The 26,449-nt window shown below is 65.1% G+C and carries 27 protein-coding genes; 14 read left to right on the top strand and 13 right to left on the bottom strand.

From position 1 onward, the window contains the following. The first annotated feature begins 9 nt into the window (after positions 1-9). A complete protein-coding gene (locus AC3FKG_RS06715; protein WP_483710972.1) occupies positions 10-1,185 on the top strand; it encodes a vWA domain-containing protein in 1,176 nt (391 codons plus the stop codon). A gap of 52 nt (positions 1,186-1,237) precedes the next feature. Here AC3FKG_RS06715 and AC3FKG_RS06710 read toward each other — a convergent pair whose 3' ends face one another. Further along, complete coding sequence (locus tag AC3FKG_RS06710; RefSeq protein ID WP_488742720.1) at positions 1,238-2,128, bottom strand: LysR family transcriptional regulator; 891 nt, start codon at positions 2,126-2,128, stop codon at positions 1,238-1,240. A gap of 132 nt (positions 2,129-2,260) precedes the next feature. Here AC3FKG_RS06710 and AC3FKG_RS06705 point away from each other — a divergent pair, with 132 nt between their 5' ends. From AC3FKG_RS06705 to AC3FKG_RS06695, 3 genes are all read left to right on the top strand, one after another. Continuing rightward, on the top strand, positions 2,261-3,247 hold the full coding sequence (locus tag AC3FKG_RS06705) for a tripartite tricarboxylate transporter substrate binding protein BugE (protein ID WP_483710970.1): 987 nt from the start codon (positions 2,261-2,263) through the stop codon (positions 3,245-3,247). A 13-nt stretch (positions 3,248-3,260) separates the two neighbouring features. Then, positions 3,261-4,151, top strand: coding sequence for an N-formylglutamate amidohydrolase (locus AC3FKG_RS06700; RefSeq protein WP_483710969.1), 891 nt, complete (start codon positions 3,261-3,263; stop codon positions 4,149-4,151). Between the two features lie 204 nt (positions 4,152-4,355). Next, positions 4,356-5,156 carry a BspC domain-containing protein gene (locus AC3FKG_RS06695; protein WP_483710968.1) on the top strand — a complete coding sequence of 267 codons (801 nt, stop codon included), beginning with the start codon at positions 4,356-4,358 and terminating at the stop codon, positions 5,154-5,156. A gap of 67 nt (positions 5,157-5,223) precedes the next feature. Here the strand turns inward: AC3FKG_RS06695 and AC3FKG_RS06690 are convergent, their stop codons facing one another. Next, positions 5,224-6,366, bottom strand: a complete 1,143-nt coding sequence (locus AC3FKG_RS06690) for a M14 family metallopeptidase (RefSeq protein ID WP_488742719.1) — start codon at positions 6,364-6,366, stop codon at positions 5,224-5,226. A 23-nt stretch (positions 6,367-6,389) separates the two neighbouring features. After that, complete coding sequence (gene yaaA / locus AC3FKG_RS06685; protein ID WP_483710966.1) at positions 6,390-7,175, bottom strand: peroxide stress protein YaaA; 786 nt, start codon at positions 7,173-7,175, stop codon at positions 6,390-6,392. Between the two features lie 39 nt (positions 7,176-7,214). Here yaaA and AC3FKG_RS06680 point away from each other — a divergent pair, with 39 nt between their 5' ends. Further along, positions 7,215-7,751, top strand: a complete 537-nt coding sequence (locus tag AC3FKG_RS06680; RefSeq protein ID WP_488742718.1) for a putative toxin-antitoxin system toxin component, PIN family — start codon at positions 7,215-7,217, stop codon at positions 7,749-7,751. Positions 7,752-7,842: 91 nt separating this feature from the next. Next, positions 7,843-9,015: a pyridoxal phosphate-dependent aminotransferase gene (locus tag AC3FKG_RS06675; RefSeq protein ID WP_483710964.1), complete on the top strand. Its 1,173-nt coding sequence runs from the start codon at positions 7,843-7,845 to the stop codon at positions 9,013-9,015. A gap of 69 nt (positions 9,016-9,084) precedes the next feature. Here AC3FKG_RS06675 and AC3FKG_RS06670 read toward each other — a convergent pair whose 3' ends face one another. Continuing rightward, entirely contained in the window at positions 9,085-9,726 is a 642-nt protein-coding gene (locus AC3FKG_RS06670) for a glutathione S-transferase (protein ID WP_488742717.1), read from the bottom strand. 184 nt (positions 9,727-9,910) lie between these two features. On the opposite strand from AC3FKG_RS06670, the gene AC3FKG_RS06665 reads away from it, so the two are divergent. The 5 genes from AC3FKG_RS06665 to AC3FKG_RS06645 all read left to right on the top strand — a co-directional run bounded on the left by AC3FKG_RS06665 (position 9,911) and on the right by AC3FKG_RS06645 (position 15,432). Next, on the top strand, positions 9,911-11,434 hold the full coding sequence (locus tag AC3FKG_RS06665; protein ID WP_488742716.1) for a 3-hydroxyacyl-CoA dehydrogenase: 1,524 nt from the start codon (positions 9,911-9,913) through the stop codon (positions 11,432-11,434). A 42-nt stretch (positions 11,435-11,476) separates the two neighbouring features. After that, positions 11,477-12,256, top strand: a complete 780-nt coding sequence (locus AC3FKG_RS06660; RefSeq protein ID WP_483710961.1) for an oxepin-CoA hydrolase, alternative type — start codon at positions 11,477-11,479, stop codon at positions 12,254-12,256. Between the two features lie 83 nt (positions 12,257-12,339). Continuing rightward, the gene (locus AC3FKG_RS06655; RefSeq protein WP_488742715.1) at positions 12,340-13,065 is read left to right on the top strand and encodes a histidine phosphatase family protein; all 726 of its coding nucleotides are present in this window, start codon (positions 12,340-12,342) and stop codon (positions 13,063-13,065) included. 68 nt (positions 13,066-13,133) lie between these two features. Then, positions 13,134-14,210: a phosphotransferase gene (locus AC3FKG_RS06650; protein ID WP_488742714.1), complete on the top strand. Its 1,077-nt coding sequence runs from the start codon at positions 13,134-13,136 to the stop codon at positions 14,208-14,210. Positions 14,211-14,430: 220 nt separating this feature from the next. Beyond that, positions 14,431-15,432 carry a Bug family tripartite tricarboxylate transporter substrate binding protein gene (locus AC3FKG_RS06645; protein WP_488742713.1) on the top strand — a complete coding sequence of 334 codons (1,002 nt, stop codon included), beginning with the start codon at positions 14,431-14,433 and terminating at the stop codon, positions 15,430-15,432. Between the two features lie 157 nt (positions 15,433-15,589). Here the strand turns inward: AC3FKG_RS06645 and AC3FKG_RS06640 are convergent, their stop codons facing one another. Beyond that, positions 15,590-16,750, bottom strand: coding sequence for a CAP domain-containing protein (locus AC3FKG_RS06640; RefSeq protein ID WP_488742712.1), 1,161 nt, complete (start codon positions 16,748-16,750; stop codon positions 15,590-15,592). Between the two features lie 208 nt (positions 16,751-16,958). Then, a complete protein-coding gene (locus AC3FKG_RS06635) occupies positions 16,959-17,897 on the bottom strand; it encodes a LysR family transcriptional regulator (protein WP_483710956.1) in 939 nt (312 codons plus the stop codon). 149 nt (positions 17,898-18,046) lie between these two features. Here AC3FKG_RS06635 and AC3FKG_RS06630 point away from each other — a divergent pair, with 149 nt between their 5' ends. Continuing rightward, complete coding sequence (locus tag AC3FKG_RS06630; RefSeq protein WP_488742711.1) at positions 18,047-19,309, top strand: acyl-CoA dehydrogenase family protein; 1,263 nt, start codon at positions 18,047-18,049, stop codon at positions 19,307-19,309. A gap of 140 nt (positions 19,310-19,449) precedes the next feature. Next, positions 19,450-20,142: a glutathione binding-like protein gene (locus tag AC3FKG_RS06625; protein WP_488742710.1), complete on the top strand. Its 693-nt coding sequence runs from the start codon at positions 19,450-19,452 to the stop codon at positions 20,140-20,142. Positions 20,143-20,195: 53 nt separating this feature from the next. Here the strand turns inward: AC3FKG_RS06625 and AC3FKG_RS06620 are convergent, their stop codons facing one another. Beyond that, entirely contained in the window at positions 20,196-21,035 is an 840-nt protein-coding gene (locus tag AC3FKG_RS06620; protein ID WP_488742709.1) for a hypothetical protein, read from the bottom strand. A 261-nt stretch (positions 21,036-21,296) separates the two neighbouring features. Between AC3FKG_RS06620 and AC3FKG_RS06615 the strand changes: the two genes are divergently transcribed. Then, positions 21,297-21,686 (top strand): helix-turn-helix domain-containing protein, encoded by a 390-nt coding sequence (locus AC3FKG_RS06615; RefSeq protein ID WP_483710952.1) that lies wholly within the window; start codon positions 21,297-21,299, stop codon positions 21,684-21,686. A 6-nt stretch (positions 21,687-21,692) separates the two neighbouring features. On the opposite strand, the gene ureG is transcribed toward AC3FKG_RS06615, so the two are convergent. From ureG to AC3FKG_RS06585, 6 genes are all read right to left on the bottom strand, one after another. Further along, a complete protein-coding gene (gene ureG, locus AC3FKG_RS06610) occupies positions 21,693-22,322 on the bottom strand; it encodes an urease accessory protein UreG (RefSeq protein WP_483710951.1) in 630 nt (209 codons plus the stop codon). A 14-nt stretch (positions 22,323-22,336) separates the two neighbouring features. Beyond that, on the bottom strand, positions 22,337-23,029 hold the full coding sequence (locus AC3FKG_RS06605) for an urease accessory protein UreF (protein WP_488742802.1): 693 nt from the start codon (positions 23,027-23,029) through the stop codon (positions 22,337-22,339). 123 nt (positions 23,030-23,152) lie between these two features. Beyond that, the gene (gene ureE / locus AC3FKG_RS06600; protein ID WP_488742708.1) at positions 23,153-23,794 is read right to left on the bottom strand and encodes an urease accessory protein UreE; all 642 of its coding nucleotides are present in this window, start codon (positions 23,792-23,794) and stop codon (positions 23,153-23,155) included. Positions 23,795-23,803: 9 nt separating this feature from the next. Further along, positions 23,804-25,522, bottom strand: coding sequence for an urease subunit alpha (gene ureC, locus AC3FKG_RS06595; RefSeq protein ID WP_488742707.1), 1,719 nt, complete (start codon positions 25,520-25,522; stop codon positions 23,804-23,806). Next, complete coding sequence (locus tag AC3FKG_RS06590; protein WP_483710948.1) at positions 25,519-25,824, bottom strand: urease subunit beta; 306 nt, start codon at positions 25,822-25,824, stop codon at positions 25,519-25,521. Before AC3FKG_RS06590 ends, ureC begins: the two co-directional genes overlap by 4 nt. 10 nt (positions 25,825-25,834) lie before the next feature. Next, entirely contained in the window at positions 25,835-26,446 is a 612-nt protein-coding gene (locus AC3FKG_RS06585; protein ID WP_483710947.1) for a HupE/UreJ family protein, read from the bottom strand. Between the last annotated feature and the right edge of the window lie 3 nt (positions 26,447-26,449).

Here is a 26,449-nt window from a genome sequence, read left to right as displayed (position 1 = left end):
CGAGGCACCATGCTGATCGATTTCTTCTTCTCGCTGCGCCACGCCAAGCTGCCGGTCTCGGTCAAGGAATACCTGACCATGCTGGAAGCCCTCAAGGCCCAGGTCATCTCGCCGTCGATCGACGAATTCTACTACCTGTCGCGCATGACGCTGGTCAAGGACGAGAAGCACTTCGACAAGTTCGACCAGACCTTCGGCGCCTATTTCAAGGGCGTGGAAAGCCTGGTCGACTGGAAGTCCGACATTCCGCTCGACTGGCTGCAGAAGACGCTAGAGCGCGAGCTTTCGGCCGAGGAAAAGGCCAAGATCGAGGCCATGGGCGGACTCGACAAGCTCATGGAGCGCCTGAAGCAACTGCTCGAAGAGCAGAAGGAAAAGCACGAGGGCGGCAACAAGTGGATCGGCACCGGAGGCACTTCGCCGTTCGGCCATGGCGGCTACAACCCGGAGGGCATCCGCATCGGCGGACCGTCCAAGGGCAACCGCACGGCCATCAAGGTATGGGAAGCGCGTACCTACAAGGACTATGACGACCAGGTCGAGCTGGGCACGCGCAACATCAAGGTGGCGCTGCGCCGCCTGCGGCGTTTCGCGCGCGAAGGCGCCGACACCGAACTGGACCTGGACGACACCATCCATGCCACGGCCGCCAATGCCGGACTGCTCGACATCAAGCTGCGGCCCGAGCGCCACAACAAGGTCAAGGTGCTGATGCTGATGGATGTGGGCGGCTCGATGGACGACCACATCAAGCGCGTGGAAGAGCTGTTCTCGGCCACCAAGACCGAGTTCAAGCACCTGGAGTACTACTACTTCCACAACTGCCTGTACGACCACGTGTGGAAGAACAACCGCCGCCGCCATGCGGAAAAGCTGGCGACGTGGGACCTTTTGCACAAGTACACGCCCGACTACAAGATCATCTTCGTCGGCGACGCCACCATGAGCCCGTACGAGATCCTGCAGCCCGGCGGCTCGGTCGAGTACAACAACGCCGAGGCCGGCTCGGTGTGGCTGAACCGCATGACGGAGCAGTTCCCTCACTTCGTCTGGCTCAACCCGGAACCGGAAGGCCTGTGGCAATACCGCCAGTCGATCACGGTCATCAACCAGCTGATGAAAGGCCGCATGTATCCCGTCACGCTGGCGGGACTGGAATCGGCGATGAAGGTGTTGTCGAAGTAAGGAAGCACAAAAGAGGCGCGGCACAGCGCCTTTTTTTATTGTTGGCACGCAGTCAGCCGCGCGCGTCGGCGCCTTCCATCAGCCAGGCACGGAAGGTCTGCAGCGCCGGCAGATGCTGCTTGTGCTCGGGATAGCAAAGGTAGTAGCCCTTGTTGCTCAGCACGCGCGCCGGATGCGCGATCACCAGCGCACCGTTGGCCAGCTCTTCCTCGATCAGGCAACGCGGGATCAGGGCGATGCCAAGGCCCGACAACGCGGCCTGCGTCAGCAGCGAGAACTGATCGAAGCGCGCGCCGGCCCAGGCGTCGCGTGGGGGAACGCCAAGCTCCGCGAACCAGTCCGGCCAGGCTTCGGGCACCGTGGTGTGGTGCAACAGCGGGTACTGCAGCAATGCTTCCGGCGACCCCGCTGGTTCACCAAGCAAGCGGGGCCGGCACACCGGCACGATCTCGCGCCCGATCATGTAGTCCGCCACGCTGCCCGGCCATACGCCTACGCCGAAGCGGATGGCCGCATCCAGTTCGGGCTCGTCAAAGACATAGCCCTGTGCGTGCGGAATAAACTCCAGCTGCACTTCAGGATGGTGCGCGAAGAATTGAGGCAGCCGCGGAATCAGCCACTTGGCACCGAGCGTGGGCATGCTTGCGATATGGAGGATGCCGCCCGGCTGCTCGCGGCCCGCGGCCTCGACCGTGGCGGCCTCGATCTCGTCCAGCGTCGGGCGGATGCGCTCCAGAAAGCGCGCTCCCGCCGGAGTCAGTTCCAGCCGCTGCCGGACCCGTTCGAACAACGCCACCCCGAGCCGCGATTCCAGACTGCGCACTTGCTTGCTGACGGCCCCCTGCGTCACGTGCAGGTCGCGGGCGGCTGCAGTAAAACTGTTGTGGCGGGCAGCAGCCTCAAACGCCTGCAACTCGGTCATCGACGGCATCATACGCCGCATACATCACCTCAACTTCACGACCAAATGGAATGACCGTGCGATTTTAATTCGTTTGCCGAGGCCTTGCTGGCGCGAGCAGAATCGGGGAAACCGCTTTTCTCCCAATCTGCTTCCCTCTTCTTCCCAACCACCATGCAACGTCGACAAGTCTTCCGCGTTCTCGTCGCGGCCTCGGCCGCTTTTGCCGCCTGCGCCGCGCTGCCCGCCGCCGCCCAGAACAACTACCCGAACAAGCCGATCACGCTGGTGGTGCCCTTCCCGGCCGGCGGCACGACCGATATCGTGGCGCGCATCGTCGCCGACAAGCTGGGCCAGCAGCTCGGCCAGGCCGTCGTGGTGGACAACCGCGGCGGCGCGGGCGGTAGCATCGGCACCGCCTACCTGGCCAAGGCCGCGCCGGACGGTTACACGCTGGGCATCGCCACGGCCTCGACGCACGGCATCAACCCGGCGGTGTACCCGCGGCTGTCGTATGACGCCACCAAGGACTTCACGACCATCACGAACCTGGCCTCCGTGCCCAACGTGATGAGCATCCATCCGTCGGTGAAGGCCACCGACATGAAGTCGTTCATCGCGCTGGCGCACTCGCAGCCGAACAAGCTGGCCTATGGCTCGGCCGGCAATGGCAGCGTCTCGCACATGATGGGCGAGCTATTCAAGATGAGCAGCAAGAGCGAACTGCTGCACGTGCCTTACAAGGGCGTGGGCCCCGCGCTGAACGACGCGCTGGCCGGCCAGGTCCAGGTGCTGTTCGACAACCTGCCGTCGTCGCTGCCGTTTATCGAAGGCGGCAAGCTGCGCGCACTGGCCGTGGCCGCGCCCAAGCGCGTGGCGGCACTGCCGAATGTGCCGACCTTCGCCGAACTGGGCCTGCCCGAAGTGAACGACGCCGCGTGGTTCGGCCTGATCGCCCCGGCAAACCTGCCGGCCGAGTTGCAGGGCAAGCTGAACGCGGCAGCGATCAAGGTGCTGGCGTTGCCCGAGGTGAAGGCTAAACTGGAAAAGCTGGGCGCCACGCCAGTGGGCAACTCGCCTGCGCAGTTTGCCGCGCAGATCAAGAGCGAAGTGGCCAAGAACAAGCGCGTGGCCGCCGCGGCCAGGATCTCCCTCGACTGATTGCCGCCGCACCATGACCGAAGCAGACCGAAATACCGCGGACAGTCCGTACCAGCTTTACCAGCCGGAAGGCCCGGCGAGCGCGCTGTTCCTTGATTCGCCGCACAGCGCCACCGTCTATCCCACGGACTTCCGTCCCGATGCAAGCCTGCCCCTGCCGCTGCTGCGGCAGGCCGAAGACACCTTTGTCGACGAACTCTACGCGGGTGCCCCGGCTCGCGGCATTCCGCTGCTGTGCGCGGGCTTTCCGCGCAGCTACCTGGACGCCAACCGCGGACTCGAGGAAATCGACGAGGCCCTGCTCGACGCGCCGTGGCCCGGCGCGAAGCAGGTCACGGCCAAGACCCGTCTCGGCAAGGGCCTGGTCTGGCGCGTGCTCGACACCGGCGAAGCGATTTACGACCGCAAGCTGAGCGTGGAAGAAGTGCAGGCGCGCATCAACCGCTGCTACCTGCCGTACTACGCGCAACTGCAGAAGCTGGCTGATCATGCCGTGGCCGCGCACGGGGCTGCATGGCACATCAACTGCCATTCGATGCCGAGCCAGGCGGCGCAATACGCCACCGAGTTTCCAGGGCTGCAGCATCCCGACTTCGTGATCGGCGACCGTGACGGCACCACCTGCGACAAGCGCTTCACCGACCGTGTCGAAGGCATGCTTAAGGACCTGGGCTATGACGTCTGGCGCAACCACCCGTACAAGGGCGTGGAAATCGTGCGCGTGGTGGGCCAGCCGCAGACTGGCCGCCACAGCCTGCAGCTCGAGATCAACCGCAAGCTCTACATGGACGAAGCCGGGCTGACCCATACGGCCGGCTTTGCCAAGCTGCGGCACAACCTGAACGCCATGCTCGACGACCTGCTGAAGTTCACGCGGTCCATGCCTGCCCGCGCCCTGCCCTGAGCCGCGGCGCAAGATGCCCGGATGCAGCACGCTGCATCCGGGTTCATCTCAGTTGCACAACGTACGGGCTTTCTGATAAAGCCACGCAATGATTGGTGCATAACAAGAATGGGTAACAAAGTTTAGGAACTTCCCAAGATAGGTTTCCTCTATCATGGCAATCCTTTGCGAACCCATGCTTGCCGGAATGGCAAGACAGACACCGTGATCCGACGAATTTCCAAACTGATCGGCAGCCGCCTCAGCATGCTGGCCGCCGCAGTCACCGGTGCGTTGGTGCTGGCGGGCTGCGCCAATATGCCAGCTGATGGCACGGATGCCGCCAGCCAGTCCGCGGCCGCCGCGGCCCCCGCCCGCCCCGCCGTCGCGCCCGCTGCGCCGGCAACGCCCGCCACTGGCGCCGCCACCGAACCGACCAAGACCATCACCCTGCCCGACCGTGGCCGCGTCAGCCTTGCCGAATACCGCGCGAAGATGCGCGAGCAGCTGATGAAGACGGAGAGCGCCACGAGCGACGTCGCCGACTGCGCCGCGCACGCCAGCTGGGTCGTGCCGCGCTCGGCCACCTACGATGCGCTCAAGATCCCCACCGGCGCGCTCGCCAGCGGCCAGGCCACGGTGGAACCGTGGAACGGACGCTTCTCGCCAGGCAAGCAGGCCGTGCCGGTCAACTCCGTGGTGACATTCTCCGCCCTGGCCCACAAGCGCCGCGGCGAGGAGCCATGGCAGCAGGTCAAGGTCCGCTGCGGCTATGACGATGGCATGATGCTGGCCTATGAATTGCTGGACAGCAGCGGCGCCACGATCTCGGAACCCGCTGCGGCACCGGCCGTACAGGCCTCCCGCCATGCGTCGTCCAGCAAGAGCCACAAGGGCGCGAAGGGCAAGTCGAAGGCCTCGTCAACGGCATCGACCAAGAGCAGCGCGTCGGGCAAGTCTTCGGCGAAGGCATCTTCCTCTTCGTCGAATTCGTCCGGCAAGAGCACGAGCAAGAAGAAGCACTAGCCGACGGAAAAAGCCGATGCAAAAAGGCCCGCATGATGGCGGGCCTTTTGTGCTCGCTGCGGCAGTCTCAGCCCAGAAACTCCAGGATAGCCTCCAGCATCGCCGTGCCCAGCAGCGCGCTGCGCGCGCCATTCCAGCCAACCGCGGCATCGGGCAGGTCGGCATTGTCCTTGAACGGCATTTCGAGCGTCAGCGACAGGCAGCCGAAGGTGTGGCCGATGTACTTGGACGCCAGCTTGAGCGCGTCGGCGTTGTACTTGCTGGCCGCATAGCCGTGCACGTCCTGGAAGTCGGGCGAGACGCGCTTGAAGGCTTCGATGAAACGTGCCTGCTCGTCGCGCTGCTTCTCGGTGAAGCTCGGCAGCATCTCGCTGCCGGCGACGAAGTTGTAGGGCAGGCCCTCGTCGCCGTGGATGTCGAAGAACAGATCGCAGCCGGTGGCCTCGATCGCGCGGCGCACGTGCCAGACCTCGGGGCTGGTGTCGGGGCTCGGCGTCATCCATTCGCGGTTCAGGTTGGCGCCGGCGGCATTGGTGCGCAGGTTGCCGCGCGCCGAGCCATCCGGGTTCATGTTCGGCACGATATGGAACACCGCGCGCTCGAGCAGCCGGCGCGCGACCGGGTCGTGCGCCCACATACCGCTGCCCGTCAGGCGCTGCAGCACGCCTTCGCAGAACCATTCGGCCATGCTTTCGCCCGGATGCTGGCGCGCGATCATCCAGATGGTCTTCTTGCCGGGGCCCGGCTGGCCCACGGTGACGCGGGTCAGGTCGCGGCCATCGACGGTGCTGCCGAGGTGCGACAGCTTCGCCAGCGGCGAGCGCTGGCACGTCGCCAGCAGCGACAGGTGCCGCTCTTCCGGATAGGGCTCGAAGTACGCCAGCCATACGCTGTCATGTTCGGGCGTGAATTCGACGGTGAGCACCTGGCCGTCGTAGCGCGTCGGCACGCGGAACCAGTTGGCGCGGTCATACGACGCCACCGCATGGTAATCGCGCCAGCCGTCCGGATAGGTACATTCGCCGGCATTCAGGAACTTCAGCCGGCACGGCTGCCCCGCCGCACCCTGAAGGCGAAAGTGGAACCACTGGCGGAATTCCGCGTGGGAATCGGCGCGGATGCGCAGGCGGATATCGTCGGCATGATCGAGCGCTTCGACTTCGATCGCGCCGGAATCAAAGTGGGTCGAGATATGCAGGGCGGAAGGCATGACGGGCGGCTCCGTGGGTAGGTTCAGTCTTCGATTCGGCGGCGGAACACCCAGCGGCCGTCGTCGGAAGCGGTGGCATCGAACGCATAGCCGTCTTCGGCAAAGCGCTTGAGCGCGGCCGGCTCCGTGACGCGATGCGTGACCGCATAGCGTGCCATGGTGCCGCGCGCGCGCTTGGCGTGGAACGAGATGATCTTGTAGCGGCCGCCCTTCCAGTCCTCGAACACCGGCGTGATGATGCGCGCATTCAGCACCTTCGGGCGCACCACCTTGAAATATTCTTCCGACGCCAGGTTGACCAGCGTGGGTGCGCCCTCGTGCTTGAGTGCGGCCATGTCGCCGTTGAGCAGCTGCGTGACAGCGTCGCCCCAGAACGCATAGAGGTCCTTGCCCGCGGCGTTATCGAGGCGCGTGCCCATCTCGAGGCGGTAAGGCTGCATCCGGTCCAGCGGACGCAGCACGCCGTACAGGCCGGAGAGGATCCGCACATGCTTCTGCGCGAAGCCGAGGTCATCGGCCGACAGGCTCTTCGCATCGAAGCCGTCGTAGACGTCGCCGTTGAAGGCCAGCACCGCCTGCTTGCTGTTGGCGGCGGTGAACGACTCGGACCAGTCCGCGTAGCGCGTGACGTTGAGCACCGCGAGCTTGTCGGAGATGTCCATCAGCGCGCCGACATCCTGCGGCGCGAGCTTGCGCAGGCGCTCGATCAGCACGGCGGAACGGTCGATGAAACGGGGCAGCGTATGGGTCTCGATGCGCGCGGGTGTCTCGTAGTCCAGGGACTTCGCGGGAGACAGGACGATGAGCATGGCAAAATCGCGGGAAACACAAAGGCAAGATTGTAGCGAATGACCAACCCGACTTCCGGCGACGCTTCCGGCGACACCTCGTCACCCAGCGCCGCCGACATCACATCCAATGCCAGCCCTGCCCCGCGCGTGGTGCTGGATTCCAATATCTGGGTCGACCTGCTGGTGTTCGGCGACCCGCACTGCACGCCGATCCGCGCGGCACTGGAAGCCGGCACCATCGCCCCGGTGATCCGCGCCGACTGCCGCGAAGAACTGCGCCGTGTGCTGGCCTATCCGCAATTCGCGCGCTTTGCCGTCGATATCGACGCGGCGCTCGCGGTCGTGGACCGCTTCAGCACGCTGGAACCCCTGCCCGCTCAGGAAGACGCCGACGCCATCCGGCTGCCGCGCTGCAAGGACACCGACGACCAGAAGTTCGTCGAACTCGCGCACTTCTCGCGGGCCGCCTGCCTGGTGTCGAAGGACAAGGCCGTGCTCAAGCTGCGGAGCCGACTGCGCCGCTCCAGCGGCGTGGAAGTGATGACGCCGCCCGCGTTCGGCCAGTGGCTGGCCGCGCTGGGCGCTGCAGCCTGATCGCCCCGAATCCCTTTAGAATGGCCGCTGTTGCCGCTATAGCCCGGTCCGGCAAGCCGTTTTCAGCCATCGCACTCCAACGTTGCAGCCCATGTCCGCAGACTCCGCCCTCGCCCCACTGACGCCGCCCGCATCGCGCCTGCCCTCGGTCGGCACCACGATCTTCACCGTGATGTCGGCGCTGGCCGCCGAGAAGAACGCTGTCAACCTGGGGCAAGGATTTCCGGATTTCGATTGCGATCCGCGCATCGTCGATGCCGTGACCGACGCCATGCGCGCCGGCCACAACCAGTACCCGCCGATGGCGGGCGTGCCGCGCCTGCGCCAGGCCATTGCCGACAAGATCGCGACGCTGTACGGCCATCGCTACAGCTGGGAAAGCGAGATCACCGTCACGGCCGGCGCCACGCAGGGCATCCTCACGGCCATCCTGTGCGCGGTGCATCCTGGCGACGAGGTGATCGTGCTGGAGCCGTGCTACGACAGCTACCTGCCTGCCATCGAGCTGGCCGGGGCGACCGCCGTGCCCGTCACGCTGGAAGCACCGTCGTTCCGCGTGCCGTTCGACCGCCTGGCGGCAGCCATCACGCCGCGCACGCGGATGATTCTGATCAACACGCCGCACAACCCGACCGGGACGATCTGGCGCGCCGCCGACATGGAAAAGCTGGCGCAACTGCTGGCCGGCACCGACATCCTGCTGCTGTCGGACGAGGTCTACGAGCACATGGTCTATGACGGCCAGCCGCACGCCTCGGTCTCGCGTCATCCGGAACTGGCGCGGCGCAGCTTCGTGGTGTCGAGCTTCGGCAAGACCTATCACGTGACCGGCTGGAAGGTCGGCTACGTAGCCGCGCCGGCGGCGCTGTCGGCGGAATTCCGCAAGGTCCACCAGTTCAATGTGTTCACCGTGAATACGCCGGTGCAACATGGCCTGGCCGACTACATGGCCGACCCCGCGCCGTACCTGGAACTATCCGCCTTCTACCAGGCCAAGCGCGACTACTTCCGCGCGGGGCTGGCCAACACGCGCTTCAAGTTGCTGCCGTCCGAAGGCACCTATTTCCAGTGCGTGGATTACTCCGCGATCTCGGACTTGAGCGAAGCGGATTTCTCGATGTGGCTGACGCGCGAGATCGGCGTGGCGGCGATCCCGGTCTCGGCCTTCTACACGCAGCCGCGTGAATCGGGCGTGGTGCGGTTCTGCTATGCCAAGAAGGAAGAGACGCTGGCACTGGCGCTGGAGCGGCTGGCGAAGCTCTAGGGTCGAGATCAACGACACGTAAACGCCCGCGGCATGCCGCGGGCGTTTACGTTCGGCACCTTGGCCGTTTTACTTGTTCCGGCTCATCATCAGTTCGGTATTCGCCTTGCGGTCGGCATTGACCTTCTGCACCGAGGGGCGCTCCGACAGCGTCTTCAGGTAGTCCCTGACCGGCAGGTCGGCCAGCAGGTCCTTGCCATAGATGATCTTCGTGCACGAAGAGATCAGCGGCAGGTGGACCGCTGCGGCGCAATCGGCCAGCGTGAAGGAATCTCCCGCGATAAACGGCGAGAACTTCGCCAGCTTGGCGAACGCCGGGATATAGCGCGTCAGCAGCTTGAGCTGGCGCTCCTTCACGTTATCGCTGACCTTGCCGCCGAAGAAGGCTTCCGGATACAGTTCGCGCGCGGTAAGTTCCAGGTACACCTCCAGGAAAGTGATGATTTCGCGCACCTTGCCGGCCTGCAGGGGATCGCGCGGCAGCAGCGGCGTTTGCGGATAGGCGGCTTCCAGGTATTCGTTGATCACCTCCGACTCGCACAGCGACCCCGATTCGGTGATCATGTAGGGCACCTTGCCCGCCGGCGTGGCCGCCAGGTCGGTCTCGCCGATCCATGCCAGCACTTCTTCGAACGGCACATTCTTTTCCAGCAGTGCCAGCTTGACCTTGTTGTAGTAGTTGCTGGCGGCAAACCCGCACAGTTTCAGCATGTCGTCTCTCTCCTGTTGGAATCATGCTTGCGGGCGCGAAGCCCAAAGCCATTGTGGGCCATTCCGGTCTTCCGATGCCGCCGGACTGGCCGATCAGCGCACGTTGCCCGCGTTCCGGCTATTTCCGGAAAGGTGCATAAAACGTACGATCGTGCTAATTTAACCACAACTTCAGGGACGCAATATGAGCACTTTCACCATCGAGACGCTCGGCATCGTGGGTACCGGCGCCATGGGCCGCGGCATCGCCCAGATCGCGGCGCAGGCCGGACTCACCGTCAATCTGTACGACGCCAACCCGCAAGCGGTGGAAGCTGCGCGCAAGTATCTGCAGGATACGCTTGGCAAGCTGGCTGAAAAGGGCAAGATCTCCGCTGCCGACGCCGAGGCCACGCTGTCCCGCGTGAAGCCCTGTGGCGCGCTCGAAGACCTGGCCGGCTGCGACATGGTGGTGGAAGCCATCGTCGAGAAGCTTGAAGTGAAGCGCGATCTCGTGGCGAAGCTGGAAGCGGTGCTACGTCCTGACGCGGTCATCGCCTCGAACACCTCGTCGTTGTCGATCACCGCCATCGCCGTCGGCGCGAAGGAACCCGGCCGCGTGGTTGGCTACCACTTCTTCAATCCCGTGCCGCTGATGAAGGTGGTCGAAGTCATCGACGGCCTGTCCGGCAACCCGGCTGTGGGCGATGCGCTGATGGCCCTGTCGCGCCGCATGGGCCATACGCCGGTGCGCTGCAAGGACATGCCTGGCTTCATCGTCAACCATGCCGGCCGCGGCATGAATATCGAAGGCATCAAGGTCGCGCAGGAAGGCGTGGCCGGCTTCGCCGACATCGACAACGTCATGCGCGAGCAAGCGGGCTTCCGCATGGGGCCGTTCGAGCTGATGGACCTGACCGGGCTCGATGTGTCGCACCCGGTGATGGAATCGATCTACAACCAGTTCTACCAGGAGCCGCGCTACCGTCCGTCGCCGATCACGGCGATCCGCTCGGTCGGCGGCCTGGTCGGGCGCAAGGCCGGCGCCGGCTTTTACCGCTACGTGGATGGCCAGAAGCAGGTCCCGGCCACGGCCGCGGTCCCGTCGGCACGTCCGGGCAGCGTGTGGGTCAGCCGTGCCAGCGAACGCGGCCACGCCATGGTGACGAAGCTGCTCGGCGCACTTGGCATCACGCCCGAGAGCGGTGACCGGCCTTCCGCCGATGCGCTGATCGTGGTCACGCCGCTGGGCCTCGATGCCACCACCTGCGCGCTCCAGCAAGGCCTGGACGCCTCGCGCACGGTGGCCATCGACACGCTGCTGCCGTTCGAGGCCACCAAACGCCGCACGCTGATGACCACGCCCGCCACCGGCGCCGCCGCGCGCGACGCCGCGCATGGCCTGTTCGCCAGCGACGGCGTGCCGGTCACGGTGATCCGCGACTCGGCCGGCTTCATTGCCCAGCGCGTGCTCTGCTGCATCATCAACATCGCCAGCGATATCGTGCAGCAGCGCATTGCCTCGCCGGCGGACATCGACCTGGCCGTGAACCTGGGCCTGGGTTATCCGAAGGGCCCGCTGGCACTCGGCGACGCTGTCGGCCCGCAACTGGTGCTGGAGACGTTGCGCAATATGGAAGCCCTGACCGGCGACATGCGCTACCGTCCGAGCCCGTGGCTGTGGCGCCGTGCGGGCCTGGGCCTGTCGCTGCTGACCGAAGAGAACTGAGGAGCCTCGGCTCCCCTGCCCCCGCAACACCCGAGGCTGCCCATGACCGCGCAACTGCTTTCATCCCGCGTCGATTCGACGCTGGTACTGACCATTTCGAACCCGGAAGCGCGCAACGCGCTGCATCCGGACATCTACGCCGCTTCGTTCGAAGCGCTGAACGCCGCCGCCAGCGATGATTCGCTACGCGCGGTCATCATCACCGGCGCCGACGGCATCTTCTGCGCCGGCGGCAACCTGAACCGGCTGCTCGGCAATCGCTCGAAGCCACCCGAAGTCCAGGCCGAGAGCATCGAGACACTGAACCACTGGATCGAGACGCTGCACGCGTTCCCGAAGCCGGTTATCGCGGCAGTGGAAGGTGCGGCTGCCGGCGCGGGGTTCTCGGTGGTGCTGGCCTGCGATTTCGTGGTGGCCGCGAGCGATGCCAAGTTCGTCATGGCCTACGTCAAGGTCGGCCTGACGCCCGATGGCGGCGGCTCGTATGAACTGGCGCGCGCGCTGCCGCGTGCCCTGGCCAGCGAGTTGATGATGGAAGGCAAGCCAATCGATGCCGCCAGGCTCGCGCATTTCGGCATGGTCAACCGCGTGGTGCCTCCGGGCCAGGCACTGACCGAAGCGCTGCAGCTGGCCGAGGGGCTGGCCGAGCAGTCGCCGCATGCGGTCGGCCGCATCAAGGGCCTGATCAACCATGCGGCGGCTGCGTCGCTGACTGAACACCTTGCGGCCGAGCGCGACAATTTCGTGGCGGCCCTTCACCATCCGGATGGCGGCGAAGGCATTGGCGCCTTCCTGGAAAAGCGCAAGCCGCGCTACCGCTGAAGGTTGCCTTGATCACCGCGGCGCTTTGCGCCGCCGCAGCCAGCCCGCGCAAGACGGGCCTGCTCGAATGATGGGAGACATGCATGGAATTGCCGCCGTCCTCGCGCCGCCGCATCTACCTGATGCGCCATGGCGCCGTCTCATACTTCGATGAAGGCGGCTGTCCCGCGCTGCCCGAGATGGTGCCGCTCAACGAGACCGGCCGCATGCAGGCCACCGCCGCCGGGCGCGCGTTCGCGGCGGAGGGAATCCGCTTCGACCGCATCATCGTCAGCGGCCTGCCCCGCACCGTTGAAACCGCCGAACTGGTGCTGGCCGAACTGCCCGAAATGCGGGACGTACAGCCCGAAGTCTGGCCCGATCTCCGGGAGATCCGTGGCGGCGACCTGTCGGCCATTGCTACCGAGGACCTGCGCGACGCCTTCGTCGGCGCCTTTGAAGGCGAGGTATCCGAGGACAAGCGCTTCCTGAACGGCGAGACCATCGGCCAGTTTCTCGACCGCGTCCTGCCTGCCCTGCAACGACTGCGTGACGACCCGGGCTGGGATACGGTGCTGCTGGTGCTGCATGGCGGCACCAATCGCGCGATCCTGTCGCAGGCCATCACCTGCGGCCGGCGCGTGTTCTTTGGCTCGCTGCTGCAGACCGCGGGTTGCATCAATGTGCTCGACATGGGCGACGATCCGCTCGACTGGGTCGTGCGCATGACCAATTATTCGCCGCCTACGCCTGTGCATAGCGGCTCGCGCCACACCACCATGGAAGTCCTGCTGCACCAGTACCTGCGCGGACGGCAGCCCGCTGCCTGAGGTGCCAGCCCGCACACCGAACGTCATACCCTCATACCCGATAGCACCAGAACATCACCGGAGACAGCATGAGCAGCAACGTATCGCACTTCGAAGGCACGCGCCCCGTGGCGGACCAGCAGCGTTTTGACATCGCCGCGCTGGAAGCCTGGATGCGCCAGCATGTGGAAGGCTTTGCCGGCCCGCTGAGCGTGGAGCAGTTCAAGGGCGGCCAGTCCAACCCGACCTTCAAGCTCGTCACGCCGGGCCAGACCTACGTGATGCGCGCCAAGCCCGGCCCCAAGAGCAAGCTGCTGCCGTCGGCCCATGCGATCGAGCGCGAGTACCGCGTGATGGCCGCGCTGGCCGGCACCGACGTACCGGTCGCTAAGATGTATGCGCTGTGCGAGGACGAATCGGTGATCGGCCGCGCTTTCTACATCATGGAATTTGTCAGCGGCCGCGTGCTGTGGGACCAGTCGCTGCCGGACATGACGCCGACGGAACGCGCCGCCATCTACGACGAGATGAACCGCGTGATCTCGGCCATGCACAGCGTCGACTACCAGGCCATCGGGCTGGGCGACTACGGCAAGCCCGGCAACTACTTCCAGCGCCAGATCGAACGCTGGAGCAAGCAGTACAAGCTGTCGGAGACCGAGTCGATTCTGGCCATGGATGCGCTGATGGACTGGCTGCCGCAGCATATCCCGCAGGAAGACGCCGACCTCACCTGCATCGTCCACGGCGACTACCGCCTCGACAACCTGATGTTCCACCCGACCGAGCCGCGCGTGCTGGCCGTGCTCGACTGGGAACTGTCGACGCTGGGCCACCCGATGGCCGACTTCGGCTACCACTGCATGAGCTGGCATATCGCGCCGGGCCAGTTCCGCGGCATCGCGGGCCTCGACCATGCCGCGCTGGGCATCCCCGACGAGGCCGCCTATCGCCGCCTGTACGAGCAGCGCACCGGCCGCCCCATCACCGGCGACTGGAACTTCTACCTGGCCTTCAGCATGTTCCGCATCGCCGGCATCCTGCAGGGCATCATGAAGCGCGTGGTCGATGGCACGGCTTCATCGGCGCAGGCGCTCGACGCTGGCAAGCGTGCGCGCCCGATGGCCGAGATCGGCTGGAAGTACGCGCAGAAGGCGAAGCAATAAGCACCTGACTGGCAGCCCCTGATTTTACCGGGCGGGGCCAAGTCATCATACAACAACGCGCTACGGCGCGTTGTTGCGTTTGTGGCCTTCTAACCCGTCCCGTTGTTGGAGGTAATGGGAAATTTCAGTATTTTCCCGATATCGGAATCGCCAGAATCCGTCTACCATGCAAACCATGTTGTATGACGACTGATAATTTAAAGATTTCTGGAGACATTGTATGACCTCCCGTCGCACGTTCCTGCAGCAGGCATCGGGCCTGGCAACCCTCGGCGCGCTTGGCGGCGCCTCCGTGGCGGTGCCGCGCCTCGCCCACGCCGCCGATGCGTGGCCCAATCGCCCGATCCGACTGATCGTGCCCTACCCCGCCGGTGGCTCGTCGGACATCATCGCCCGGATGATCAGCAAGCAGCTCGGCGAGGCGCTCGGCCAGTCCATCGTGGTCGACAACCGCCCGGGCGCGAACGGCAACATCGGTGCCGCCATGGCAGCGCAGGCCGGCACGGACAACCATACGCTTCTGCTTTGCGACGTGGGCGCGCTGGCCATCAGCCCGTCGGTCTATACCAAGCTCACCTTCAATCCGTCCAAGGACCTGAAGGGCGTAGCCATGCTGGCCTATTCGCCCCACCTGCTGGTCGTGCATCCGTCGGTCAAGGTGTCGAACCTGAAGGAACTCGTCGATCTGTCGCGGACGACGCAGCTGAACTTCGCCGTCACGGCCATCGGCAGCGCGCCTCACCTGGCCGGCGTGGCGGTGGCCCAGGCTACCGGCGCAAAGTGGCAGTACGTGCCTTACAAGGGCGGTTCGCAGGCGATTGCCGATACCGTCGGCGGCACGGCGCAGGTGCTGATGAACGGCATGCTGGCCACGCTGCCGCAGGTGCAGGCCGGCAAGCTCAAGCTGATTGCGGTTTCCAAGCGCACGCGCATGCCGCTGGTGGGCCAGACGCCGACCATCGCCGAACAGGGCGTGCCTGGCTTTGAATCCGGCACCTGGCAAGGCGTGATGGCACCGGTCGGCATGCCCGATGCCATCGTGAACCGGGTCAACGCCGAACTGGTCCGCATCATCCGCTCGCCCGAAATCCGCGCGCAGCTCGCGGGACAAGGTGCGGAAGTGGTGACGATGACGCCGGTGGAAACCAGCCGCTTCTACCAGACCGAGGAGGCTCGCTGGGCCAAGGTGGTCAAAGCAGCGGGCGTCAAGTTGGATGCCTGACGTGCCGGCATATTGAAGAAAGCCCGATAGAAACCAGAAAGGCGGGACCATGGATCCCGCCTGCTTGCGGCTTCATGCCGAACAAGCAGTTGACCGATTTCTCCTTCGGGCCAGGCGAGAACGGCAAGCCAGTTGCCACGCGCCAATCAAGCCGGCTTCAGTGCGTAGTGAACGACCAGTTCAGGCTGACCGGCTGCGCGCCGAGCTTGCCGCTCACGGCGACGCTGTAGCGCTGGCCGCTTGCCAGCGGGGCCAGCGGCGTGCAGATCGCCAGCCCGCGTGCCGCGCCGGACAGGCCCGACGAGCGGCTGTCCACCTTCAGGCAATCGACATTGCGACCCTGCGCGTCGGTGATGGTGAAGCTGTCGGCATCGAACTGCAGCGAGGCGTTGATCGCCTGCAGCGACACTGGGTAACCCATCGTCTTGCCGTCGTAGCCCGGCGCCGGATTGGGGCTTTCCGAGTTGACCCAGCTGGCCGGCACGTCGGCCTGCCCGTCGAACGGATACGCGACCATCTGGCTATCCGTGCCGCCCTTCGATGCGTCGGCAAGGTCGACGGTCTGGTAGTAGTAGGCGGCAGTGCCGCCGCCATTGGGGCCCACGCTCTCCGCATAGCCACTGCCGGCAGAGCCGTAGCTGCCCAGCAGCGCGGCGCGGTGGAATGGCGCGTTGATGAGATCCGATACAAGCGAGTCCTTCGGCGACAGCGAAAGCTGTGCGTTGGCGACCGACGTCCACTTATTCGCCGCTGCCACCACCTCTGCGTTGGCATTGGTCGGATATGCAGCCTGGATACGCGCGTCCGGCGTAGCGCCGGTGTAGCCAGGCTTGCCCGAGACTTCATCATGCGTCAGCGTCTGGTTGGCGAGCATGTAGGCGGTGTGGTTCTGCGCCGCGTTGTTGAGCGCATCGCGAGCCGCTAACGGCGGCAGGCCGACTTGCTCGCGCCGGTAGTTGGCAAAGCAGAGGCCTGCGCTGCGCGCGTCGTCGAGCACGCGATAGTTGCCGACGGCGCTGCCGAGCGCGGGCAGCAGCGTCACGCCACCGCCGGCCGGCGCCGCAGGCCTGGCGCCGCTGACCGTATAGCAGCCGCCCGCCGTAACAGCCGTGCCCGCAGCCTGGGTCGACGCGCTCTGCCCTGACGGCTGTGCGCCGCCGGCCGCGGCCGTACCGCCGCCATCTCCCTCGCCCCCGCCGCCACAGGCGGCAAGGACCGACAACAGCGCGGCGCCACACAAAATTCGCAGGCGCAGCGGCTCAGCGCGTGAATGGATTGAAATGGATGCGTGTTCAGCAGGCAGGCGTTTCCCGTTCATCGATCTGGATGGTCGTGGTTCTGATGGAGATACTGCCCGTGGCAGCCCGGCAGGCGGGCGCAGCAGGACATCACCGGAGCGCAGGCGCGGGCGTGCGAGGTGAGGCCGGGGGCAGACGTGACCCGACGATGGTAGGGAGGGGGTATGCGAGCGTCCAGCCTGCTAACAATGGCTTACGTGTGACCCGTTCGCGCTGCACAGAAAGGCATCAGGCCGCTGGTGCCGGCTCCGTCGTGCCGCCGCCAAGCGATGACATCACCGTCATGAGCTGCTCGCGCAGCCAGCGATTGGCGCCGTCGTTCTCGCCGCCGGCATGCCAGTACAGATGCAGTTCGAGCGACGGCACCTTGAACGGCAGCGACAGGATGCGGTTGGCATAGGGCTCGTTGGCGATGCGTGCATAGCGCAGCGGCAGCGTGGCCAGCAGGTCCGTGCAGCTCACCACGCGGCAGGCTGCTGCGTAATGCTGGCAGCGCAGCCTTACGCGGCGCGTCAGCCCCATGCGGTGCAAAGACTGGTCTTCCAGGCCCGCACCGCGCCGCCGCGAGGACACGTGTACATGTTCCGCGGCCAGGTAGCGTTCGAGCGTCAGTTCCTTCTTGACCAGCGGATGGTCTCGGCGCGCCAGCACGACCATCGGGTCCGCCATGAACGGCGCGTGATGGATGGCCGGCGATACCGGCAGCAGGATATCGATCGCGGTATCGATGGTGCCGGCCAGCAGTTCGGATTCCATCTCGCGCCGGTCAAAGCGGATCGCGGCGATCTCCACCTGCGGGGCCGCGGCCGTCACGCGCGCCATCAGCGGCGGCAGCAACGTCGATTCCAGCGCGTCGCGCATGCCGATGGTGAAGCGCCGCACGGTGTTGGCCGGATCGAAATGCGGCGTGTCCTGCAGCGTGCGCGCGAAAGACTGCAACGCCGTGCGGATCTCCGAGGCTAGCGAGCGCGCCAGCGGCGTCGGCGCCATGCCCTGCCCGCGGCGCTCGAACAGCGGGTCATCGAACAGGCCGCGCAAGCGGCCCAGCGCATGGCTCACGGCGGGCTGCGTCAGGTTGAGCTGGCGCGCAGCCGCGGTGATGCTGCCTTCGCTGTAGATGGCGTCGAACACCACAAAGAGATTGAGGTCGATGCGGGATAGCTGCATGGCTGCCATTCTGGCATGGAATGCAGGACATTGATACTGGCAAATCCAGAAAATTCATTTTTGTTATTACCAGGTTTCGGATAGAGTGCATTGCATCGGCTCATGCCGCGCCGTGACGTAGCGCACCACCCTGGTTACGAGGAGACCACATGCAATTCGAATACACGCCGAAGGTCAAGGAGATGCAGGCCAAGCTGCTGGCCTTCTTCGACCAGCACATCTACCCGAACGAAAAGCGCTTCTACGAAGAGATCAACGCCAACCGCCAGGCCGGTAACGCCTGGGTGCCGAGCAAGGTGATCGAGGAACTGAAGCCCAAGGCGCGCGAAGCCGGCCTGTGGAACCTGTTCCTGCCGCGCTCGCCGCGCGCGCCGCAAGGCCTGTCGAACCTCGAATACGCAACCCTGTGCGAGATCATGGGCCGGGTGCCCTGGTCGGCCGAGGTCTTCAACTGCGCCGCGCCCGACACCGGCAACATGGAAACCCTGGAGCGCTACGCGTCCGAGGCACTGAAGGACCAATGGCTCGAGCCGCTGCTCGCCGGTGAGATCCGCTCGGCCTTCCTGATGACCGAGCCCGCCGTCGCATCGTCGGACGCCACCAACATCGAATGCCGCATCGAGCGCGACGGCGACCACTACGTGATCAACGGCACCAAGTGGTGGTCGTCGGGCGCCGGCGATCCGCGCTGCAAGGTCTACATCGTGATGGGCAAGACCGATCCGAACGCGGGGCGCCACGAGCAGCAGTCGATGGTCGTGGTGCCGGCCGACACGCCGGGCATCACCATCAAGCGCTTCCTGCCCGTGTTCGGCTATGACGACGCGCCGCACGGCCACATGGAGATCGAACTGAAGAACGTGCGCGTGCCGGTGTCGAACATTCTGCTGGGCGAGGGCCGCGGCTTCGAGATCGCCCAGGGCCGCCTCGGCCCGGGCCGCATCCACCACTGCATGCGCAGCATCGGTGTCGCGGAGCGCGCACTGGAGTTGCTGTGCAAACGCGCCTTGTCGCGCGTGGCGTTCGGCAAGCCGGTCGCCAACCAGGGCGTCACGCAGGAACGCATCGCCGAGGCTCGCTGCGAAATCGAAATGGCCCGCCTGCTCACGCTCAAGGCTGCCTACATGATGGACACCGTGGGCAACAAGGTGGCCAAGGCCGAGATCGCGATGATCAAGGTGGTGGCCCCTAACGTGGCGCTGAAGGTGATCGACTGGGCCATCCAGGTGCACGGCGCGGCCGGCGTATCGAGCGACTTCCCGCTGGCCAACTGGTGGGCCCACCAGCGCACGCTGCGCCTGGCCGATGGTCCGGACGAAGTGCACCGCAACGCCATCGCCAAGCTCGAGCTGGCCAAGCACATGGGCATCGACCCGAAGGAAGTGAAGATGCCGGTGGCACGCGGCTTCTGAGCTCGCCCCGGCAGAACTGCCGGGCAGCCCTGCCGGCGGTATGGAAACGCGCAGCCTGTCTGCGCGTTTTTTTCTTCTGTGCTTAAATCGGTCGAAACCCTTCCCTGGAATTTCGTTATGCAGTCAGGAGACTTCTCGCAATGATCGATGTCTACAGCTGGCCGACGCCCAACGGCCACAAAGTCCATATCATGCTCGAGGAGTGCGGCCTCGAATACAAGGTCCACCCGGTCAACATCGGCGCGGGCGACCAGTTCGGCGACGACTTTCTCAAAATCAGCCCCAACAATAAGATCCCGGCCATCGTCGATAGCAACGGCCCGGATGGCGCACCGATCTCGCTGTTCGAGTCCGGCGCCATCCTGCTCTACCTCGCCGGCAAGACCGGCAAGTTCCTGCCCGAAGACGTGCGCGGCAAGTACGAAGCGTTGCAGTGGCTGATGTTCCAGATGGGCGGCGTCGGCCCGATGCTCGGCCAGGCCCACCATTTCCGCATCTATGCGCCGGAAAAGATCGAGTACGCGGTCAATCGCTACACGAATGAAGCCAGGCGCCTGTACGGCGTGATCGACACGCGGCTCTCGCAACACCAATGGCTGGCCGGCGACCAGTACACGATTGCCGACATCGCCACCTTCCCGTGGCTGCGCAGCTGGCAGAACCAGGGCGTGGAACTCGACGACTATCCGGACCTCAAGCGCTGGTTCAACGCCATCGCCGAACGTCCGGCGGTCAAGCGCGGCGTGGAAGTCCTGGCCAATGCGCGCAAGCCGCTGCAGGACGACAAGGCGCGCGAAATGCTGTTCGGCACCACTCAGTACAAGCGTCACTGATGCCAGACTGCCCCGGGGCGCGGCTTGCATGCCGCCCGGGGCGACGCCGTCGCTCAGGCCGGCACGCATGCCTCCTGATTTCCGTACGGCGCATGCGTCATCTCCACGACACCGGACCTCGCGCCGGGCAACCTTCGCGAAGCTTCGCGATAATCGCGCACCCCGGCCAGGGCCGCGCCACTGCAACACAGCAAGCCGGCAGAGGGCAGCAATGCCTCAAGGCTGTACGACTCATGCGGGTCTGGCACGAACAACGTCCCGGGCTGTATGAAATTCAGATAAGTCTCCCCACCCTGCGACCAGCGTACGCAAAGCGCGCCGCGATGGCATAGCGCCCAGAGCAGGCCGCCGACCTGAACGCACGTCCCTGCCATCAATTGCGCGAATCCTGCGCGCGTGACCGGCATTGGCTGCGTGCCGCCGTAGACGAGTCCCAGCTCGTCGCTGACGTCGTCTGGCATCGTGGCCAGACATCCCAGCGCGCCGTATGACAGCTCACCTTGCAACAAGGTGTCTTCGAATGACGCGGCGTCGCCAGAGGCGGAACTATCATCGGGGACGACGCGGACCAGGATGCTGTCGATCGCCGCGCGGACTTGCATCGGCATGCCCGGCATTGGCGCGAACATATCACCACAGCCGATCAGCACCGCGTCGTGACCGGGCGCGGCGATGCGGATGCCGCCGCGCAGGCAAGCCCACCATTCGCCGCGCATGGCCATGAAGGCGCGCTGCGATTGACCGGCCGGCAGGAAGATCAAGTCGCACGTGCTGCCCGGCCCCGCGCAGGCTGGCAACAAGCGTGAATGAAATCCGATATGAAGGCCCGCGGAAGCGGCGTGGCCGCGGCCAAAAGAATGCATGGGCGCGTCGAACAGCGAATAGATCTGCATGGCAATCCCCTGACAGAGCGAAGGAGACACGATGGTCCCCATTAACGCAACGACACCCGCGCATTCGACGCGAGCCTGTCCTTGCGTGTTGCCCCGTTTGGCACGGCCATCAGGCCGCCCGGTTCCTGCCACGGTGCTGCGCCCTTTTTTGCACATCCCTTGAACTGCGGATCAGGCACCAATGGTGAGTGAGAATATAAGTTGTCGTGGCCGCAGCGTCAAACTTCTAGTGTCCTGTTCCGCAGAACTGTCACATCGATCATGACTGACCAGACTCTCAGACAATTCGGATTGCATCTTGCCAGGCTGCGCAAGCAGCGTGGCTGGTCGCAAGAAACACTCTCCCTGGAAAGCGGACTGGCCCGTTCGTACCTGAGCGGCATAGAACGAGGCAAGCGCAACCTGGCGCTGCTCAACATCTGCATGCTCGCGGATACGCTCGGCGTGCCGCCCTCGGACATGCTCGATTTCCCCAAGCACGGCGGCGCCGTGGCCCAGGTGAAAGAACCGCGCTCGGTGTTCGGCAATGCGCAGAATGCGGCGATAGAAGCCACGATGCGGCACATGGCCGAACTCAACGAAGTCGAGGTCGACCTGGTCGCGGCCGTGGCCCGTGCGCTGGCGCGCAAGGGCAACTACAGGCAGGCATGAGCGGGCTCAGAGGCCCAGCATGCCCTGGCGCTCGATGAAGCGGATCACTTCATCAAGCCCTTGCCCCGATTTGACGCTGCCCATCACGAACGGGCGTTCGCCGCGCATCTTGCGCGCATCGCTTTCCATCACCTCGAGCGATGCGCCGACATACGGCGCAAGGTCGGTCTTGTTGATGACGAGCAGGTCCGACTTGGTGATACCCGGTCCGCCCTTGCGCGGGATCTTCTCGCCGCCGGCCACGTCGATCACGTAGACGGTGAGGTCGGACAGCTCCGGGCTGAACGTCGCAGCGAGGTTGTCGCCGCCTGACTCGATGAAGACCACGTCGGCATCCGGGAACCGCGCCAGCATGCGGTCGACGGCTTCAAGGTTGATCGACGCATCTTCGCGAATGGCCGTGTGCGGGCAGCCACCGGTTTCGACCCCCATGATGCGCTCGGCAGGCAGCGCGCCGGAGATCGTCAGCAGGCGCTGGTCCTCCTTGGTGTATATGTCGTTGGTGATGGCGACCAGGTCATAGCGGTCGCGCATCGCCTTGCACAGCATCTCCAGCAGTGTGGTCTTGCCGGAGCCGACGGGACCGCCGACGCCAATGCGCAGCGGAGGGTTCTTCTTGGTACGAGCCAGGGACATGATGGCATCCTGATTCAGGAACGGAACAATCGGGAATACTGCGTTTCGTGCCGTGACGACAGCAAACCCAGCATCGGTGAAAAGGTGGAAAGCTGCGGCGGCGATGCCGTGGCGCGCTGCACGGCATCGCCCACTGCAGCCAGCACCGCATCGTGCAGGCGCCGCAGCATGTGCTGCCCGGCCACCTGGCCCAGCGGCACCGCCTTGATGGCGGCAGCGACCTGGTTCTCCGCCCAGTTGAAGCAATAGGCGGCCAGCCCTTCGCGCTCGTCGATCTCCAGCGCGACGCACGCAGCGGTAAAGGCGGTGGGCAGGCACGTTGGCGACAGCGCGGCCAACTGCTGGCGCAATGCCAGGTCGCCCCATTCCATCTGCACTACCAGCTTCGCGAGCGACCAGCCCATCTGCTCGGTCTCGAGCCGCAATTCCGATGTTTCGCGCGTGGCGTGGAACCAGTCGTTCCACTTGCGTATTGCATCGATATCCATGGTGCGCCAGTGGCGATGGAGCAGCAGCCATAGCGGGGCCTCGCATTGGGCTTGCACATGCAGGAGGTTGTCGCGGATCCAGTGCTCGGCGGAATCGGCATCTCGCACGTATCCGCTGTCGACGGCGGCTTCGAGTCCTTGCGAGTAGCTGAAGCCGCCGATGGGGAGTGCGGGGGAAGCCAGGTGCAACAGGGAGATGAGTTGGCGCAGCGGTGTCATGACCACATTGACATCAAGCAACACCACACTCCCCTCTCCCGCTTGCGGGGAGAGGGGAGCTCGGGCGCTGGCAAATTCCGGTGCATCGGCTCTTTCATTTGCCCCCGCTTCAGTGCAACGTCATCAATGCTTGTGCCGACAATTCTCATCATGCTCATGTTCATGTTCATGTTCATGCTCATGCGAGTGCGAGTGCGAGTGCGAGTGCGAGTGCGAGTGCGAGTGCGAGTGCGAGTGCGAGTGCGAGCCATGATGCTCACGAAACACCGCCTGCGCCGCCGCATAATCCTCGGAGAACGTCGCGTCATGCCCGTGCTTGTGACCACCGCCATACGCACCCGCTTCTGGCTCGAATGGCGCCTGCGCTTGAACGGCCTGCACGCCTAGACGCGCAAGCATGTCCGCCAGCACCGGATCGAACTCCAGCCGTAAATAATCGCGCCCCACCTCCACCGGCGTGTGCCGGTTGCCCAGGTGATACGCCGCGCGCATCAGCGCCTGCGAGTCCACGGCGCGGACTTCCAGCACGCGTTCCGGCGCGGCCAAGACTTCGATAAAGCCGCCGTCTTCCGCCACCAGCAGGTCGCCGCCGCGCAATACTGTGCCGCGCGGCAGGAACAGCGCGGCCTCTTCCCCATTGTCGAGCACCGCGCGCAGGCGGCTCTTGCTGCGTTCCGAGAACGGCAGGACCAGCTTCGGGGCGCGGCGCACCAGCACGGTGGCGATGCCGTGCGGGGCGCTCAGGACTTTGTCGATCTTCAGCATTGGAGAATGTCAGAACAGGAAATAGCGCTGCGCCATGGGCAGCTCGGTGGCGGGCTCGCACATCAGCAACTGGCCATCGGCCACGACTTGATAGGTTTCCGGATCTACGGTGACGTGAGGCTGCCAGTCATTGTGCACCATGTCGCGCTTGCTCACGGTGCGCGTACCGCGCACCGCCGACAGCGTTTTGGCCAGGCCGTAACGCTCACCGACATTCGCAGCGATCGCGGCCTGTGAGACAAAGGTCAGCGACGACCGGTGCAGCGCGCCGCCCGCCGACGCGAACATCGGACGGTAGTGCACAGGCTGCGGCGTCGGGATCGAGGCATTGGGGTCGCCCATCGCCGCGGCGGCGATCATCCCGCCCTTCAGGATCAGGCTTGGCTTCACGCCGAAGAACGCCGGACGCCACAGCACCAGGTCCGCCCACTTGCCCACTTCGATCGAACCTACCTCATGCGCGATGCCATGCGTCAGCGCCGGGTTGATCGTGTACTTGGCGATATAGCGCCTGACGCGGAAATTGTCGTGCCCGCCACGCGCATCGTGTGGATCGCCCGGCAGCTTGCCGCGCTGCGCGGCCATCTTGTGCGCGGTCTGCCAGGTGCGGATGATGACCTCGCCCACGCGTCCCATGGCCTGCGAATCGCTAGAGATCATCGAGAACGCGCCAAGGTCGTGCAGGATGTCTTCGGCGGCGATGGTCTCGCGGCGGATGCGGCTTTCTGCGAAGGCGATATCCTCGGCAATGGACGGGTCCAGGTGGTGGCACACCATCAGCATGTCGAGATGCTCGTCCAGCGTGTTGACCGTGTAGGGCCGCGTCGGATTGGTCGACGACGGCAGCACGTTGGCCTCGCCGCACACCTTGATGATGTCCGGAGCATGGCCGCCGCCGGCGCCCTCGGTGTGATACGTGTGAATGGTGCGGCCCTTGAACGCGGCGATGGTCGCCTCGACAAACCCCGCTTCGTTAAGCGTATCGGTGTGGATCGCTACTTGCGTATCGGTTGCATCGGCCACCGACAGGCAGGTGTCGATTGCCGCAGGCGTCGTGCCCCAGTCTTCGTGCAGCTTGAGGCCAATGGCGCCTGCCTCTACCTGTTCAAGGATCGGCGCCTGCTGGCTTGCATTGCCCTTGCCAAGCAGCCCGATGTTCATCGGATACGCATCGATGGCCTGCAGCATGCGTTCCATGTACCACGGCCCCGGCGTCACGGTAGTCGCGAACGTACCCGTGGCCGGGCCTGTGCCGCCGCCGATCATGGTCGTCACGCCGCTCATCAGCGCCTCTTCGATTTGCTGCGGGCAGATGAAGTGGATATGCGTATCGATACCGCCTGCGGTAACGATCATGCCCTCGCCCGCAATCACTTCTGTGCCGGGACCAATCACGATGGTCACGCCCGGCTGGATATCCGGATTGCCGGCCTTGCCGATCCCCGCGATGCGTCCGCCCTTCAAGCCGATATCCGCCTTGACGATGCCCCAGTGGTCCACGATCAGCGCATTGGTGATGACGGTATCGACGCAGTCCTTTGCCATGCGCTGGCTCTGCCCCATGCCATCGCGAATCACCTTGCCGCCGCCGAACTTCACCTCCTCACCGTAGATCGTGAAGTCCTTCTCGACTTCGATCACGAGCCCGGTGTCGGCCAGGCGCACGCGGTCTCCGGTGGTCGGGCCAAACATCTCGGCATAGGCTTGCCTGGAGATCTTCACCATCACAGCGCTCCCATGACTTTGCCGTTGAAGCCGTAGACGATACGGTCACCATCGAGCGCCACCAGTTCCACGGTACGCGTCTGGCCCGGCTCGAACCGCACCGCGGTGCCGGCCGCGATATTGAGACGGAAGCCGCGCGCGGCTGCGCGGTCGAACGACAGTGCCGCATTGGTCTCGTAGAAATGGAAATGCGAGCCGACCTGGATCGGACGGTCGCCAGTATTGGCAACCGTCACGCTTACCGTGGACCGGCCGGCATTGAGTTCGATCTCACCATCGGCGGGCATCAGTTCACCGGGCATCATTGTCGTCTCCTCACGCAACCAGCAGGCCGGCACCGTACAGCGCCACCCCCGCTCCGGCCACGCGCGCGAGCCAGCCCGCACGATGGCGCAGGACCGTACCCGCGACAATGCCAAGGAGGTGCAGCACCATGGTCGCCACCGCGAAGCCGCCGACATAGGCCAGCACTGCGGGGGCCGCCGCGGCCGTAGCGGGCAGCTCGGCACCGTGGGCATAGCCATGGAACACAGCGAAGCTGCCCACGATTGCCATGCCGGCCCATGCCGGCAGCTTTGCGCGCATCGCTACCAGCACGCCGACCACCAGCAGCGAGGCGGCAATCATCGGCTCAACGGCTGGCAGCACCAGCCCGGACAGCCCCAGCGCGGCACCGGCCAGCATCAACGTAACGAAGGCGAGCGGCAGGCGCAGTGTCTCTGCAGCCGAGCGCGCGCCCAGTGCGCTCCAGACCCCCACTGCAGCCATCGCCAGCAAGTGATCGGCGCCGGTGAACGGATGCAGCAGTCCTGCCCACAGGCTGGCGGCAACGGTAGCGGCATCATGGCCCGGGTGGGCGAACGCGGAGACGGCAGCGAAGGACAGCGTGGCGCCCATGGCCAGGCGCGAGCATGCGAAACGTTTCATAGC

Source organism: Cupriavidus sp. 22TCCZM04-2, assembly GCF_057798895.1.
The sequence above is the reverse complement of the archived record's forward strand: the minus strand, read 5'-3'. Positions and strand labels throughout refer to the sequence as shown.

Excerpts from the sequence above, each read along its gene's own strand:
- AC3FKG_RS06630 (WP_488742711.1), top strand. The coding sequence starts at position 18,047 with ATGCAATTCGAATACACGCCGAAGGTCAAGGAGATGCAGGCCAAGCTG.
- AC3FKG_RS06645 (WP_488742713.1), top strand. The coding sequence starts at position 14,431 with ATGACCTCCCGTCGCACGTTCCTGCAGCAGGCATCGGGCCTGGCAACC.
- AC3FKG_RS06665 (WP_488742716.1), top strand. The coding sequence starts at position 9,911 with ATGAGCACTTTCACCATCGAGACGCTCGGCATCGTGGGTACCGGCGCC.
- AC3FKG_RS06670 (WP_488742717.1), bottom strand. The coding sequence starts at position 9,726 with ATGCTGAAACTGTGCGGGTTTGCCGCCAGCAACTACTACAACAAGGTC.
- AC3FKG_RS06590 (WP_483710948.1), bottom strand. The coding sequence starts at position 25,824 with ATGATGCCCGGTGAACTGATGCCCGCCGATGGTGAGATCGAACTCAAT.
- AC3FKG_RS06715 (WP_483710972.1), top strand. The coding sequence starts at position 10 with ATGCTGATCGATTTCTTCTTCTCGCTGCGCCACGCCAAGCTGCCGGTC.
- AC3FKG_RS06655 (WP_488742715.1), top strand. The coding sequence starts at position 12,340 with ATGGAATTGCCGCCGTCCTCGCGCCGCCGCATCTACCTGATGCGCCAT.
- AC3FKG_RS06650 (WP_488742714.1), top strand. The coding sequence starts at position 13,134 with ATGAGCAGCAACGTATCGCACTTCGAAGGCACGCGCCCCGTGGCGGAC.
- AC3FKG_RS06635 (WP_483710956.1), bottom strand. The coding sequence starts at position 17,897 with ATGCAGCTATCCCGCATCGACCTCAATCTCTTTGTGGTGTTCGACGCC.
- AC3FKG_RS06585 (WP_483710947.1), bottom strand. The coding sequence starts at position 26,446 with ATGAAACGTTTCGCATGCTCGCGCCTGGCCATGGGCGCCACGCTGTCC.
- AC3FKG_RS06625 (WP_488742710.1), top strand. The coding sequence starts at position 19,450 with ATGATCGATGTCTACAGCTGGCCGACGCCCAACGGCCACAAAGTCCAT.
- yaaA (WP_483710966.1), bottom strand. The coding sequence starts at position 7,175 with ATGCTCATCGTCCTGTCTCCCGCGAAGTCCCTGGACTACGAGACACCC.
- AC3FKG_RS06700 (WP_483710969.1), top strand. The coding sequence starts at position 3,261 with ATGACCGAAGCAGACCGAAATACCGCGGACAGTCCGTACCAGCTTTAC.
- AC3FKG_RS06620 (WP_488742709.1), bottom strand. The coding sequence starts at position 21,035 with ATGCAGATCTATTCGCTGTTCGACGCGCCCATGCATTCTTTTGGCCGC.
- AC3FKG_RS06690 (WP_488742719.1), bottom strand. The coding sequence starts at position 6,366 with ATGCCTTCCGCCCTGCATATCTCGACCCACTTTGATTCCGGCGCGATC.
- AC3FKG_RS06705 (WP_483710970.1), top strand. The coding sequence starts at position 2,261 with ATGCAACGTCGACAAGTCTTCCGCGTTCTCGTCGCGGCCTCGGCCGCT.
- ureG (WP_483710951.1), bottom strand. The coding sequence starts at position 22,322 with ATGTCCCTGGCTCGTACCAAGAAGAACCCTCCGCTGCGCATTGGCGTC.
- ureE (WP_488742708.1), bottom strand. The coding sequence starts at position 23,794 with ATGCTGAAGATCGACAAAGTCCTGAGCGCCCCGCACGGCATCGCCACC.
- AC3FKG_RS06615 (WP_483710952.1), top strand. The coding sequence starts at position 21,297 with ATGACTGACCAGACTCTCAGACAATTCGGATTGCATCTTGCCAGGCTG.
- AC3FKG_RS06680 (WP_488742718.1), top strand. The coding sequence starts at position 7,215 with ATGACCAACCCGACTTCCGGCGACGCTTCCGGCGACACCTCGTCACCC.
- AC3FKG_RS06660 (WP_483710961.1), top strand. The coding sequence starts at position 11,477 with ATGACCGCGCAACTGCTTTCATCCCGCGTCGATTCGACGCTGGTACTG.
- AC3FKG_RS06675 (WP_483710964.1), top strand. The coding sequence starts at position 7,843 with ATGTCCGCAGACTCCGCCCTCGCCCCACTGACGCCGCCCGCATCGCGC.
- AC3FKG_RS06710 (WP_488742720.1), bottom strand. The coding sequence starts at position 2,128 with ATGCGGCGTATGATGCCGTCGATGACCGAGTTGCAGGCGTTTGAGGCT.
- AC3FKG_RS06640 (WP_488742712.1), bottom strand. The coding sequence starts at position 16,750 with ATGAACGGGAAACGCCTGCCTGCTGAACACGCATCCATTTCAATCCAT.
- AC3FKG_RS06605 (WP_488742802.1), bottom strand. The coding sequence starts at position 23,029 with ATGACACCGCTGCGCCAACTCATCTCCCTGTTGCACCTGGCTTCCCCC.